A 12,720-nucleotide genomic window follows, 5' to 3' on the forward strand; every position below is an offset into this window, starting at 1 on the left:
GCCCGGTCATGCGCCGCGGCCGTCGGCTCGCGATCGATGTCGGGGACGCCCGTATCGGAGTCGCCTCGTGCGACCCCGACGGGATCCTCGCCACCCCGGTCGAGACGGTCCCCGGACGCGATGTTCCGGCAGCTCAACGTCGGTTGAAGCAACTCGTCGAGGAGTACGAACCGATCGAGGTCGTGGTCGGACTCCCTCGCTCCCTCAAGGGGGGCGAGGGCCCGGCCGCGGTCAAGGTCCGCGGTTTCGCCCAGGAGCTGGCCCGCATGATCGCGCCTGTTCCGGTGAGACTCATCGACGAGAGGATGACCACAGTGACCGCCGGTCAAGGTCTCCGCGCCTCGGGGGTCAAATCGAAAAAAGGCAGGTCGGTCATCGACCAGGCAGCAGCCGTGATCATCCTGCAACAGGCGCTGGAATCCGAACGGGTGTCAGGTAAAGCTCCCGGCGAAGGCGTCGAAGTGGCCAACTGATCGCGATACGGTAACGTTCCGCGCGATGCGGTGGCCTTCGAACAGCCTCCGCACAAATAGAGGCGGGGACGAAAGCCGAGCCACAAGCCCCGCGTGACCGCCGCCTCGCGGCTCTAGGGGATCGATGACTGAGTATGGCCGGGGCCCAGGCTCCGAACCGTGGCATCCGGACGACCCGTTGTACGGGGACGGCGGATGGGACGGACAGCAGGCCCAGGCGGGCCAGCAGTCCCCCTACGGCGGCCAGCCGCAGCAGTACCCGGAGCAGCAGCAACAGCAGCAGTCGTACGACCAGGGCAACGGTGGCTGGGGTACCGGTCACCAGGATGTCTACGCGCAGCATCAGCAGTACCAGCAGGAGTACGGCGACCCCGGGCAGCAGCAGTACCCCGGCCAGCACCAGCAGCACCAGCAGTACGCCGGTCATGACCAGCAGCAGTACGGCCATGGCAACGGCGGCTGGAGCGACGGGACGCACCAGCACATCGCCCAGGGCCATTACGGGGCCGACCCGGCCGACCCCTACGGGCAGCAGCAGGCCATGGCGTACGGCGGTGGGCAGCCCGACTTCTACGGCACGCCCGACGCGTATCCACCACCGGAGCCGCCCTCGCGCCGTCGCGCCGAGCCCGAGCCGGATCCAGAGCCGGCCCCCGAGCCCCAGCAGGCCGCCGAGCGGACCGACTGGGATCCCGGTCCGGATCAGGGCGAGATCGCGTTCTTCGCGGGCGGAGCCGATGACGACGATGACGACGAGGCGGGGGAACGCGGCGGTCGCGGCGACCGGAAGGGGCGGGGCGGCAAGCCGGGCAAGGCGGGCAAGGACGGCAGGAAGCGCCGTAACGGTGCGGCCTGTCTGGTGGTCGTGCTCGTTTTCGGTGGCGGTATCGGTGGTGCCACATATTTCGGCTACCAGTTTTATCAAAGCCGTTTCGCCGAGGCCCCTGATTATGTGGGGGATGGTACGAAGGAGACCGTTACGGTCACCATTTCAAAGGGTGACGTCGGTTCCGTGATCGGTCAGAAGCTGAAAGCGGCAGGGGTCGTCAAGAGCGTTGATGCCTTTACGGCTGCGCAGGCGCAACAGCCCGACAAGCTGGTTCAAGCGGGCGTCTATCTGCTCAAGAAAGAGATGTCCGCTGAAAGCGCTCTCGCCTTGATGCTCGATCCGAAGAGTCAGAACAACTTCACCATTGCCGAAGGCACGCGGAACAAAGACATCTACGCAAAGATCGACAAGGAGCTCGGGCTCAAGAAGGGCACGACCGAGGGCGTTGCCGAGAAGGAATTGCCGACCCTGGGCCTTCCTGACTGGGCGAACGAGGACGACGACATCAAGGATCCGTTGGAAGGATTCCTCTACCCGTCCACCTATCCGGTCGCCAAGGGTATGAAGCCCAAGGATGTCCTGAAGGAGATGGTCGCCGTCGCCAAGGCGAAGTACGAGGAATTGGACCTGGAGGACAAGGCCGAGGACCTGGACCTCGAGAATCCTCTCCAGTTGCTCACCGTGGCGAGCCTCGTGCAGGCCGAGGGAAAATACAAGAAGGACTTCGAAAAGGTCGCCAGGGTCGTCTACAACAGGCTCGATCCAGACAACACCGAGACATACGGCCTTCTCGACTTCGACTCGACGGTGAACTATCTGCGCGGTGAATCCAAGCTCGCCACGGGTTCGGTCGATTCACTGCGGCAGATCGACGACCCGTACAACACGTACAAGATCAAGGGCCTGCCGCCCGGACCGATCGGCAATCCGGGCCAGGACGCGATCGAGGCGACCCTCAAGCCGGCCAAGGGAGACTGGTACTACTTCGTGTCGATCAGCGAGGACGAGACGCTCTTCGCCGTGACCAACGCAGAGCACAACGAGAACCGTAAGAAGTACCAGGAAGCGCAGAACGGATAAATGAGCCGCACCACCAGCAAGAACCGGGCCGCCGTACTCGGTTCCCCGATCGCCCACTCGCTCTCTCCTGTGCTCCATCGGGCAGCGTACGAGGAGTTGGGGCTCGTCGACTGGTCGTACGACCGGTTCGAGGTCGATGAGGAGGCGTTGCCGGGGTTCGTCGAGAAGCTCGGGCCGGAGTGGGCGGGGCTGTCGCTGACGATGCCGCTCAAACGGGCCGTCATTCCGCTGCTGGACGAGATCAGTGAGACGGCGGCCTCGGTCGAGGCGGTCAACACGCTGGTGTTCACCGAGGACGGGCGGCGGGTCGGCGACAACACCGACATCCCCGGGATGGTCGCCGCGCTGTGGGAGCGGGGTGTCGAGCAGGTGGATTCCGCCGCGATCCTCGGCGCCGGGGCCACCGCGTCGTCCGCGCTGGCCGCGCTCGCCCGGATCTGCACCGGTGAGGTCGTGGCGTACGTGCGGAGTGAGAGCCGGGCGGCCGAGATGCGGCAGTGGGGCGAGCGGCTGGGTGTCGAGGTGCGTACGGAGGACTGGGCGGAGGCGGAGCGAGGGCTGAGCGCGCCGCTTGTCATCGCCACGACGCCGTCCGGGGCCACGGACGCGCTGTCTTCCGTCGTACCGGAGCGGCCGGCGACCCTGTTCGATGTGCTGTACGACCCGTGGCCGACCGAGTTGGCGGCGCGCTGGTCCGCGTATGGCGGGGCCGTGGTGAGCGGGCTCGATCTGCTGGTGCACCAGGCGGTGTTGCAGGTCGAGCAGATGACCGGGTGCAAGCCGGCGCCTGTGGGGGCGATGCGGCGGGCGGGGGAGCGGGCGTTGGCCGGGCGGGGCTAGTTGCTTGGGCGCCCGGCGGTTGCTGCTGGGCGGGGGTGGGTTTCGCTCACCGGCGCTTGCCGGGTGCCGCTGCGCCCGCCCTCCCCCACTCTCGGCTCCGCTCGAGCGGGAGGTGCCCCCATCGCCCCAGCGGCACGACTGCCCGCAGCTACGACACGTCGACGCCGACAGCTCTGTTCGATGTGGCGATCTCGTGAAGGCGCTGTACCAAGCGGTAACCAGGGGCGATCATCACGGGACGGCTCGGCGGCGTAGGCGGATCGTCGAACGGAGTTCCCATGGCACGTCACTCCCGGCGCAGGTTTCTCACCTATCTGGTGGCCGCGCCGACCCTCGCGGTCGCGACCAAGATCGGTCTGGACGCCTACGCTCCCGGCAGCGCCGACGCGGCGATTCCCACGCCGCCCGCACCGGCGGATCTGGTCGACCTCGGTGACCTGCTGATCCTGGCGGGGGCGCCCACCGCGAACATGCTGGTGCTGAAGGTCGACGAGGAAGGCATCGTCCACTTCCGGCTGCCTCGGGAGGAGGTCGGCCAGGGGCTGACCACGGCGGTGGCGATGCTCGTGGCGGAGGAGTTGGACACGCCGCTCGACCGGGTCCGGGTTCAACTGGACGACGCCCGGCCTGAGTTGCTGTTCAACCAGCTCACCGGCAGCTCCAACTCCGTCCGCTCCCTGTACGACCCGGTGCGTCACACCGCCGCGGCGGCGCGGGCGCGGATGGTCGGGGCCGCGGCGAAGCAATGGGGGCTTGAGGCCGACGACTTGACTGTGCGTCAAGGTGTCGTGGTGGCGACCGACGGCCGTACCGCCTCCTACGGCTCGCTGTCGGCGGCCGCGGCCTCCCTCGACCTGGGATCACTGGCCGTCACGCCCAAGAAGGCGGCGGACCACACGCTCGTCGGCACCCCCACCTCGCGCATCGACGCCCGCGCCCTGGTCACCGGCGAGCAGGCCTACACCCTCGACCTCGACGTGCCCGGTGCCAAGCCGTGCATGGTGCGGCGGCCGCCGACGATCAACGGCACCGTGAAGGCGGTGAACAACGAGGCCGCCGTGTGAGCCATGCCGGGTGTGCTGGACGTGGTCACCATCGGCACGGGTGTCGCCGTCGTCGCCGAAACGTTCGGGCAGGCGCTGGACGGCAAGGAAGCGCTCGACGTCACCTGGGGTCCCGGGACCGTCGACGCGCTGTCGGACGACGGCATCAAGGCGAGGCTGAAGGCGGCGACACCGTCGCTCGACGTGCTCGGGCTGCTGGTCAAGAAGGTGGAGGGCGAGTTCGACTTCGCGTTCGCGAGCCATGCGCCGCTGGAGACCAATTCCGCTGTCGCCGATGTGCGGAGCGACGGCGCCGAGGTCTGGTTGGGGCTCAAGTCGCCGATCATCGCGCAGGCCGCCATAGCCAAGGCCGTCGGGCTGCCGGTGTCCAAGGTGAAGGTGCACGTCGTGCAGTCGGGCGGGTCCTTCGGACGCCGGCTGTTCTACGACGCGGCGCTGGAGGCCGCCGCCGTGTCCAAGAAGAGCGGGCGGCCCATCCGGCTGATGTGGTCCCGGATCGACGACACGCGGCACGGACGGATGCGGCCCGCCACGCACCACCGGGTCCGTGCCACCTACGCGGCCGGACAGGTGCTCACCTTCCAGCACCAGGTGGCCGCCGTGGAGACCGACTTCCGGCACGGGCTCGGCGACGCGCTCACCGCCGCGGCGGCCAGTATCCCCAGCGGTATCGGCAATGCGACCTTCGCGCAGACTCTGTTCCTGACCACCGTGAAGTCCCCGTACAACTTCGGTCTCACCACGCAGACGCTCACCGAGGTGCCGCTCAAGATGCACACCGGGTCGTGGCGCTCGGTGTACTCGGCCAACACACGCGGGGCCGAGGAGATCATCGTCGACGAACTGGCGGCGAAGCTCGGCAAGGACCCTGTCGCCTTCCGGCGGGAGTTCCTCAAGACGGCTCGGCAGCGGGCCGTTCTCGCCAAGGTCGCGGAGGAGGGCGACTGGGGGAGGGAGCTGCCCGCCGGCTGGGCCCAGGGCGTCGGCTTCCACGACGAGTACAAGGCCTGCACGGCCTGCCTGGTCGAGATCGACGCGACCGATCCGAAGGAGCCCCGGGTGACGAAGGCGGTCATCGCGGCCGACGTGGGCCGGGTGATCAACCCGCGCGGCCTTGAGGCCCAAATGCTCGGCGGGCTCACGGACGCCATCTCCACCACCCTGCGCGCCGGACTGCACATCGACGAGGGGCTCCCGCTGGAGGGCAGCTACTCGCAGTTCCACTACGCCCGTCAGAAGGACTCCCCGAAGGACGTGCAGATCTACGTCATCGAGGGCGCCGACGAACCCGGCGGCGCGGGCGAACTCGGCGTCCCCGCGGCCGTCGGCGCCGTCGCCAACGCCTACGCGCGGGCCACCGGAACCAAGCCGCGCAGCTTCCCGATCAACTTCGACGTGGACTTCACGCCCTTCCCTCGCTGATTCACGCCAGGCTCCAGGAGCACATCCATGCCCTCCCACACCTTCACCGTCAACGGCGAGTCCGTCACCGTCGACGCCCCCGACGACCTGCCCCTGCTCTGGGCGCTGCGCGATCTGCTCGGCATCCGCGGCCCCAAGTACGGCTGCGGCATCGACGTCTGCAAGGCCTGCACCAGCCACCTCGACGGCGAGGCGGTCCGGCCCTGCGTGGTGCCGGTCGCCGAGGCCGCGGGCCGTGAGGTCACCACCATCGAGGGGCTCGCCGACGGCGATGAACTGCACCCCGTCCAGGAGGCCTGGCTGGAGCAGGACGTCGCCCAGTGCGGCTACTGCCAACCCGGCCAGATCATGGCCGCCGTCGCCCTCCTCAAGCGCACCAAGAACCCCACCGACGCCGATATCGACGAGATAGCGAACGTCTGCCGCTGCGGCACCTACTTCCGCATCCGCGAGGCGATCAAGAGCGCGGCGGCGCGGATGGGCTGACGCGGATGGCGTGACCGAGGAGGGCCGCCCCGTCCGTCTGATGGACCTGCGACCGGCCGACAGGCCCGGACGTGGGAGGATCGGAGGTGGCGGGCCGGGGCCGCGCACCCGGCAGCCGTCGCCGTACGCGAGGACGCGCGTACACCAAGGCAGGACGCAGTACCAGGGCGCGAGCACTGAGGAGCACCGTTGAGCAGTTTGCGCTGGCTGACCGCGGGGGAGTCCCACGGTCCCGCACTTGTCGCGACGCTGGAGGGCCTTCCCGCCGGCGTGCCGATCACCACGGAGATGGTGGCGGACCACCTGGCCCGGCGCCGGCTCGGCTATGGCCGCGGTGCGCGGATGAAGTTCGAGCGTGACGAGGTCACCTTCATCGGCGGTGTCCGGCACGGCCTGACCATGGGCTCCCCGGTCGCGATCATGGTCGGCAACACCGAGTGGCCGAAGTGGGAACAGGTCATGTCCGCCGACCCGGTCGACCCGGAGATCCTGGCCGGGCTGGCCCGCAACGCCCCGCTGACGCGTCCCCGCCCCGGCCACGCCGACCTGGCCGGGATGCAGAAGTACGGCTTCGACGAGGCCCGGCCCGTCCTGGAGCGCGCCTCCGCCCGTGAGACCGCGGCCCGTGTCGCCCTCGGTGCCGTCGCCAGGTCGTACCTGAAGGAGACGGCCGGGATCGAGATCGTCTCGCACGTCGTCGAACTGGCGTCCGCGAAGGTCCCGCAGGGCGTGTACCCGACGCCCGCCGATGTGGAGAAGCTGGACGCGGACCCGGTGCGCTGTCTGGACGCGGACGCCTCGAAGGCGATGGTCGCGGAGATCGACCAGGCCCACAAGGACGGCGACACGCTCGGCGGAGTCGTTGAGATCCTGGCGTACGGCGTCCCGGTCGGCCTCGGCTCGCACGTGCACTGGGACCGCAAGCTGGACGCCCGCCTCGCCGGGGCGCTGATGGGCATCCAGGCGATCAAGGGCGTCGAGATCGGTGACGGCTTCGAGCTGGCGCGGGTGCCGGGGTCGAAGGCGCACGACGAGATCGTGAAGACCGACGAGGGCATCCGGCGCACCTCGGGTCGCTCCGGTGGTACCGAAGGCGGGCTGTCCACGGGCGAACTGCTGCGCGTCCGTGCGGCGATGAAGCCGATCGCGACCGTGCCGCGCGCGCTGCGGACCGTCGACGTGACCACGGGCGAGGCCGCGCAGGCGCACCACCAGCGCTCCGACGTCTCCGCGGTCCCGGCGGCCGGCATCGTCGCCGAGGCCATGGTCGCGCTGGTGCTCGCAGACGCCGTGGCGGAGAAGTTCGGCGGCGACAGCGTCACCGAGACCCGCCGCAACGTCCAGTCGTACCTCGACAACCTCGCGATCCGGTGAGGCCTGTGCCTGTCGTCGTTCTGGTCGGCCCCATGGGTGTCGGCAAGTCCACCGTGGGTCGGATGCTCGCCGAGCGGCTCGGGGTCGGCTACCGGGACACCGACGACGACATCGTGGTGGAGCAGGGCCGGGCCATCGCCGAGATCTTCGTCGACGAGGGCGAGGCCGCCTTCCGCGCGATCGAGAAGCGGGCCGTGCACACCGCGCTGGCCGGCCACGACGGCGTCCTCGCCCTCGGCGGCGGCGCGATCCTCGACCCGGACACCCGCGGCCTGCTCGCCGGGCAGCGTGTCGTCTACCTCTCGATGGACGTCGAGGAAGCGGTCAAGCGCACCGGCCTGAACACCGCCCGCCCGCTGCTGGCCGTCAACCCCCGCAAGCAGTGGCGGGAGCTGATGGAGGCCAGGCGCCACCTGTACGAGGAGGTCGCCACGGCCGTCGTGCCCACCGACGGTCGTACGCCCGAAGAAGTCGCCCAAGCGGCCCTGGACGCACTGGAGTTGAAGGAAGCATGAGCGAGACAGTGACCCGTATCCAGGTCGGCGGTTCGGCGGGCACCGAGCCGTACGAGGTCCTGGTGGGGCGTCAACTCCTCGGCGAGCTGGGCGGGTTGGTCGGCAGCCGGGCCAAGCGGGTGGCGGTGATCCATCCCGAGGCGCTGGACGGCACCGGAGAGGCGCTCCGCGCCGATCTGGCCGAGCAAGGCTACGAGGCCGTCGCCATCCAGGTGCCGAACGCGGAGGAGGCGAAGACCGCCGAGGTCGCCGCGTACTGCTGGAAGGCGCTCGGCCAGTCCGGGTTCACCCGCAGCGATGTCATCGTCGGCGTCGGTGGCGGTGCCACCACGGACCTCGCGGGGTTCGTGGCGGCCACGTGGCTGCGCGGGGTGCGCTGGATCGCGATCCCGACGACCGTGCTGGCCATGGTCGACGCGGCGGTGGGCGGCAAGACCGGCATCAACACCGCTGAGGGCAAGAACCTGGTGGGCTCCTTCCACCCGCCGGCCGGCGTGCTGTGCGACCTGGCGGCGCTGGAGTCGCTGTCGGTCAACGACTATGTCTCCGGCCTGGCAGAGATCATCAAGGCCGGTTTCATCGCCGATCCGGTGATCCTGGACCTGATCGAGGCGGACCCGCAGGCCGCCCGTACGCCCGCCGGGCCGCACACGGCCGAGTTGATCGAGCGGTCGATCCGGGTCAAGGCCGAGGTGGTCTCGGGGGACCTGAAGGAGTCCGGGCGGCGGGAGATCCTCAACTACGGCCACACGCTCGCCCACGCGATCGAGAAGAACGAGCGCTACAAGTGGCGTCACGGCGCGGCGGTGTCGGTGGGCATGCACTTCGCGGCCGAACTGGGCCGTCTGGCAGGCCGGTTGGACGACGCGACGGCCGACCGGCACCGCACGGTGCTGGAGTCGGTGGGGCTGCCGTTGTACTACCGCTACGACCAGTGGCCCAAGCTGCTGGAGACCATGAAGGTCGACAAGAAGTCCCGGGGTGACCTGCTGCGCTTCATCGTCCTCGACGGCTTGGCCAAGCCCACCGTCCTGGAGGGCCCCGACCCCGCCGTACTCCTCGCGGCTTACGGCGAAGTGGGCCAGTAACGCCCGCTCAGGTGCGGCTTGCCCGATTCGCCTTGTGTTCATGGCCACTTGGGCACTTCGGGCCGCCCCCGGCCGTTCACCAAGCGACGAGCGGGGACGGTACCGTTCGGTAAGGGCGGGGTCGAAAGGCCCCGCCCCGCCAGTGTCGATGTGACTGTACGAGATGGAGTGGCACCGGATGCAGCACGCAGTGGGAGCTCCGCTGCCGCCGCCCCATCGGCCGGGGCAGGACCCGGCGACCCCGTGGTCGCCGACCGCGAACCAAGGACACCCGGCCCCCCTGCCCCCGGGCGCCCACCCGGGCCCCGCGCCGGCGAACCCGCCCGTGGCTCCGCCGACGCCGACCGCGCCTCCCGGTTCGGCGCCTCCGCCCGGCCCGGTGCCCCAGCCCACCCCGGGTTTCGCCGGCGCCCCCGGGCATCCGCACCCCTCGTCCCCGCAGCACGCCGGCATGCCGAGGGACACGACCGGGCACATCCAGCTGCCGCCGGGCGGCCCCGTCACCATGCCGAGCCCGTCGCCCGCCGTGGGCGCGCCGGACGTCACGACCACCACGCTCGCGGTCCTGCTCATCGGGCCCGCCGGAGCGGGCAAGACGAGCGTCGCCAAGTACTGGGCGGATCACCGCCGGGTGCCCACCGCGCACATCAGCCTGGACGACGTACGCGAGTGGGTGCGCTCCGGTTTCGCGGACCCTCAGTCCGGCTGGAACGACAACTCCGAGGCGCAGTATCGTCTCGCCCGCCGCACCTGCGGCTTCGCGGCACGGAACTTCCTAGCCAACGGCATCTCGTGCATCCTCGACGACGCCGTCTTCCCCGACCGCCCCGTCGTCGGCCTCGGCGGCTGGAAACGCCACGTCGGCCCCGGGCTGCTGCCCGTGGTCCTCCTCCCGGGCCTCGAGATCGTCCTCGAACGAAACGCCGAGCGCACGGGCAACCGCCGCCTCACCGACGAAGAGGTCGCCCGCATCCACGGCCGCATGGCAGGTTGGTACGGCTCCGGCCTCCCCATCATCGACAACTCGCAGCTGGACGTACCGGCCACCGCACGGGTCCTGGACGAGGTCCTGGCAAGGTCGATAGCGAGCCCGCCCAAGTGGTAGAAAGCTGAACCGATAAACACCGGCGACTGAGCCAACTCCAAAGGGGCGCGGGGAACTGCGCGACAAGCCCCCACCGGCGCGCACACGGCACACAACCCATCGCCGCACCCCCGTACCTCGCACGGTGCCCCCCACTCGGCCCACTGAACCGGCGCCCACCCTGCGGAGCTCATAGGCTCGGCTCATGTCAGAGGTCTACGCCGCCCGCCGGGAGCGGCTGAGGGAGCGCTGTCATGCGAGCGGCAGCGCGACGGCGCTCGTGACGCGTCCGGCCAATGTGCGGTACCTCACGGGCGCCGCACCCCGCGACGCCGTTCTGCTGCTGGGCCGGGGCGAGGACGTACTCGTCTGCGGTGCCCAGCTGAGCGGCGAAGCCGCCCAGGGCCGCCTCGACGAGGCGGTACGCGTACAGGTGCTGCCGGGCCCCGGCGGCGACCCGGCGGTCGCCGCCGCCGACCTCGTCACGGCCCACGGCGCCGAAACCCTCGCCGTCGAGGAACACCACCTCACCGTGGCCCGGCACCGCGCGATCCGCTCGGTCGCGCCCCGACTGCGCCTCGCCGACCTCGGCGGCGCGGTCGAGCAGCTGCGCGTCGTCAAGGACAAGGAGGAGATCTCCTGTCTGCGGATCGGCGCGGAGATCGCCGACCAGGCCCTGGGCGAGCTGCTCGAATCGATCCTCGTCGGCCGCACCGAGCGCCACCTCGCCCTCGAACTGGAGCGCCGCCTCGTCGACCACGGCGCCGACGGCCCGGCCTTCCCCACCTCCGTCGCCACCGGCCCGAACTCCGGCCGCCCCGGCCACCTCCCCACCGATCGGAGGGTCGAGGAGGGCGACTTCCTCTCCGTATGCCTCGGCGCGACCTACCGCGGCTACCGCTGCGAGATCGGCCGTACGTTCGTCATCGGGACCTCGCCCGCCGACTGGCAGATCGAGCTGTACGACCTCGTCTTCGCAGCCCAGCGCACCGGACGGGAGGCCCTGGCACCCGGCGCCACGTACCGCGCCGTCGACCGCGCGGCCCGCCAGGTGCTGGACTCCGCGGGGTACGGTGAGGGCCTTCCGCCGCTGATGGGGCACGGTGTCGGACTCGAAATCGACGAGGACCCGCAGTTGGCCCCCGCGGCCATGGGTAAACTGGACGCTTGCGTGCCGGTCACCGTCGAACCGGGGGTCCACCTCCCGGGCCGGGGCGGCGTCCGGATCGATGACACGCTCGTCGTACGCCCCGAGGCGGACGGCGGACCCGAGCTACTCACCATCACGACCAAGGAGCTGCTCGCGCTCTAGCCTTCGAGCTGTGCGCGTGCGCCGGGGTCGTCCACGTCAGTCCAGGAGATTCCGCAACCGTGGCTTCCACGAACGACCTCAAGAACGGCATGGTGCTCAAGCTCGATGGCGGCCAGCTGTGGTCCGTCGTCGAGTTCCAGCACGTCAAGCCCGGCAAGGGCCCGGCCTTCGTGCGCACCAAGCTCAAGAACGTGCTCTCCGGGAAGGTCGTCGACAAGACCTTCAACGCCGGCGTCAAGGTCGAGACGGCCACCGTCGACAAGCGCGACATGCAGTTCTCCTACATGGACGGCGAGTACTTCGTCTTCATGGACATGGAGACCTACGACCAGCTCATGGTCGACCGCAAGGCCGTCGGCGACGCCGCCAACTTCCTGATCGAGGGCTTCACCGCCACCGTCGCGCAGCACGAGGGCGAGGTGCTCTTCGTCGAGCTGCCGGCCGCCGTCGAGCTCGTCGTCCAGGAGACCGAGCCGGGCGTCCAGGGCGACCGCTCCACCGGTGGCACCAAGCCCGCCACCCTGGAGACCGGCCATCAGATCCAGGTCCCGCTCTTCATCACCACCGGCGAGAAGATCAAGGTCGACACCCGCACGAGCGACTACCTCGGCCGGGTGAACAGCTAACCGTGGCTGCCCGTAACACGGCCCGCAAGCGCGCCTTCCAGATCCTCTTCGAGGGCGACCAGCGCGGGGTCGACGTCCTGACCGTGCTCGCGGACTGGATCCGGCATGCCCGGAGCGACACGCGGCAGCCGCCGGTCAGCGAGTACACGATGCAGCTGGTCGAGGGTTACTCGGAACACACCAAGCGGATCGATGAGCTGATCGCGCAGTACTCGGTGGGCTGGACCCTGGACCGGATGCCGGTCGTGGACCGCAACATCCTGCGGCTCGGCGCGTACGAGCTGATCTGGGTCGATGAGACGCCCGACGCGGTTGTGCTGGACGAGATGGTGCAGCTCGCGAAGGAGTTCTCGACGGATGACTCGCCGTCGTTCGTGAATGGGCTTCTGGGGCGGCTCAAGGACCTGAAGCCTTCGCTGCGCCGGGAAGCGCAGTAGGAAGCGCAGAAGGGGCCCCGACAGAGCCCAGGGCCCCTTACAAGCGAAAAACGTCGGTGGGCCCGCAGCTCCAACGCTGCGGGCCCACCG

General features: G+C 69.8%; 13 protein-coding genes. All 13 read left to right on the plus strand.

Annotation, left to right across the window (positions count from 1 at the left end; all coding sequences use genetic code 11):
• Nucleotides 1-8: 8 nt before the first annotated feature.
• The 13 genes from ruvX (at nt 9) to nusB (ending at nt 12,630) form a co-directional block, all read left to right on the plus strand.
• A complete protein-coding gene (ruvX, locus tag F3T56_RS23070) occupies nt 9-473 on the plus strand; it encodes a Holliday junction resolvase RuvX (protein ID WP_172639083.1) in 465 nt (154 codons plus the stop codon).
• A 124-nt stretch (nt 474-597) separates the two neighbouring features.
• Nucleotides 598-2,382: an endolytic transglycosylase MltG gene (gene mltG / locus F3T56_RS23075; protein WP_149827278.1), complete on the plus strand. Its 1,785-nt coding sequence runs from the start codon at nt 598-600 to the stop codon at nt 2,380-2,382.
• Entirely contained in the window at nt 2,383-3,222 is an 840-nt protein-coding gene (locus F3T56_RS23080; RefSeq protein ID WP_149827279.1) for a shikimate dehydrogenase, read from the plus strand.
• 278 nt (nt 3,223-3,500) lie between these two features.
• Entirely contained in the window at nt 3,501-4,286 is a 786-nt protein-coding gene (locus tag F3T56_RS49770; RefSeq protein ID WP_342786974.1) for a molybdopterin cofactor-binding domain-containing protein, read from the plus strand.
• A 3-nt stretch (nt 4,287-4,289) separates the two neighbouring features.
• A complete protein-coding gene (locus F3T56_RS49775) occupies nt 4,290-5,708 on the plus strand; it encodes a xanthine dehydrogenase family protein molybdopterin-binding subunit (protein ID WP_342786975.1) in 1,419 nt (472 codons plus the stop codon).
• 27 nt (nt 5,709-5,735) lie between these two features.
• A complete protein-coding gene (locus F3T56_RS23090; protein WP_149827280.1) occupies nt 5,736-6,194 on the plus strand; it encodes a (2Fe-2S)-binding protein in 459 nt (152 codons plus the stop codon).
• A 189-nt stretch (nt 6,195-6,383) separates the two neighbouring features.
• On the plus strand, nt 6,384-7,568 hold the full coding sequence (aroC, locus tag F3T56_RS23095; protein WP_149827281.1) for a chorismate synthase: 1,185 nt from the start codon (nt 6,384-6,386) through the stop codon (nt 7,566-7,568).
• A gap of 32 nt (nt 7,569-7,600) precedes the next feature.
• The gene (locus F3T56_RS23100) at nt 7,601-8,083 is read left to right on the plus strand and encodes a shikimate kinase (RefSeq protein ID WP_149827293.1); all 483 of its coding nucleotides are present in this window, start codon (nt 7,601-7,603) and stop codon (nt 8,081-8,083) included.
• Nucleotides 8,080-9,171, plus strand: coding sequence for a 3-dehydroquinate synthase (gene aroB, locus F3T56_RS23105; RefSeq protein WP_149827282.1), 1,092 nt, complete (start codon nt 8,080-8,082; stop codon nt 9,169-9,171). The genes F3T56_RS23100 and aroB overlap by 4 nt, the downstream gene beginning before the upstream one ends.
• Before the next feature lie 178 nt (nt 9,172-9,349).
• The gene (locus F3T56_RS23110; RefSeq protein WP_149827283.1) at nt 9,350-10,276 is read left to right on the plus strand and encodes a Pro-rich N-terminal domain-containing protein; all 927 of its coding nucleotides are present in this window, start codon (nt 9,350-9,352) and stop codon (nt 10,274-10,276) included.
• Between the two features lie 184 nt (nt 10,277-10,460).
• Complete coding sequence (locus F3T56_RS23115) at nt 10,461-11,567, plus strand: aminopeptidase P family protein (protein WP_149827284.1); 1,107 nt, start codon at nt 10,461-10,463, stop codon at nt 11,565-11,567.
• 59 nt (nt 11,568-11,626) lie between these two features.
• Nucleotides 11,627-12,193 (plus strand): elongation factor P, encoded by a 567-nt coding sequence (gene efp / locus F3T56_RS23120; protein WP_018549008.1) that lies wholly within the window; start codon nt 11,627-11,629, stop codon nt 12,191-12,193.
• Between the two features lie 2 nt (nt 12,194-12,195).
• Nucleotides 12,196-12,630 carry a transcription antitermination factor NusB gene (gene nusB, locus F3T56_RS23125; protein ID WP_149827285.1) on the plus strand — a complete coding sequence of 145 codons (435 nt, stop codon included), beginning with the start codon at nt 12,196-12,198 and terminating at the stop codon, nt 12,628-12,630.
• The last annotated feature ends 90 nt before the right edge of the window (nt 12,631-12,720 follow it).

Origin of the sequence: Streptomyces tailanensis (assembly GCF_008386495.1) — a bacterium.
GTDB lineage: Bacteria > Actinomycetota > Actinomycetes > Streptomycetales > Streptomycetaceae > Streptomyces > Streptomyces tailanensis.

Coding starts and splice junctions, on each gene's coding strand:
- ruvX (WP_172639083.1), top strand. CDS start 9: ATGCGCCGCGGCCGTCGGCTCGCGATCGATGTCGGGGACGCCCGTATC.
- mltG (WP_149827278.1), top strand. CDS start 598: ATGACTGAGTATGGCCGGGGCCCAGGCTCCGAACCGTGGCATCCGGAC.
- F3T56_RS23080 (WP_149827279.1), top strand. CDS start 2,383: ATGAGCCGCACCACCAGCAAGAACCGGGCCGCCGTACTCGGTTCCCCG.
- F3T56_RS49770 (WP_342786974.1), top strand. CDS start 3,501: ATGGCACGTCACTCCCGGCGCAGGTTTCTCACCTATCTGGTGGCCGCG.
- F3T56_RS49775 (WP_342786975.1), top strand. CDS start 4,290: ATGCCGGGTGTGCTGGACGTGGTCACCATCGGCACGGGTGTCGCCGTC.
- F3T56_RS23090 (WP_149827280.1), top strand. CDS start 5,736: ATGCCCTCCCACACCTTCACCGTCAACGGCGAGTCCGTCACCGTCGAC.
- F3T56_RS23100 (WP_149827293.1), top strand. CDS start 7,601: ATGGGTGTCGGCAAGTCCACCGTGGGTCGGATGCTCGCCGAGCGGCTC.
- aroB (WP_149827282.1), top strand. CDS start 8,080: ATGAGCGAGACAGTGACCCGTATCCAGGTCGGCGGTTCGGCGGGCACC.
- F3T56_RS23110 (WP_149827283.1), top strand. CDS start 9,350: ATGCAGCACGCAGTGGGAGCTCCGCTGCCGCCGCCCCATCGGCCGGGG.
- F3T56_RS23115 (WP_149827284.1), top strand. CDS start 10,461: ATGTCAGAGGTCTACGCCGCCCGCCGGGAGCGGCTGAGGGAGCGCTGT.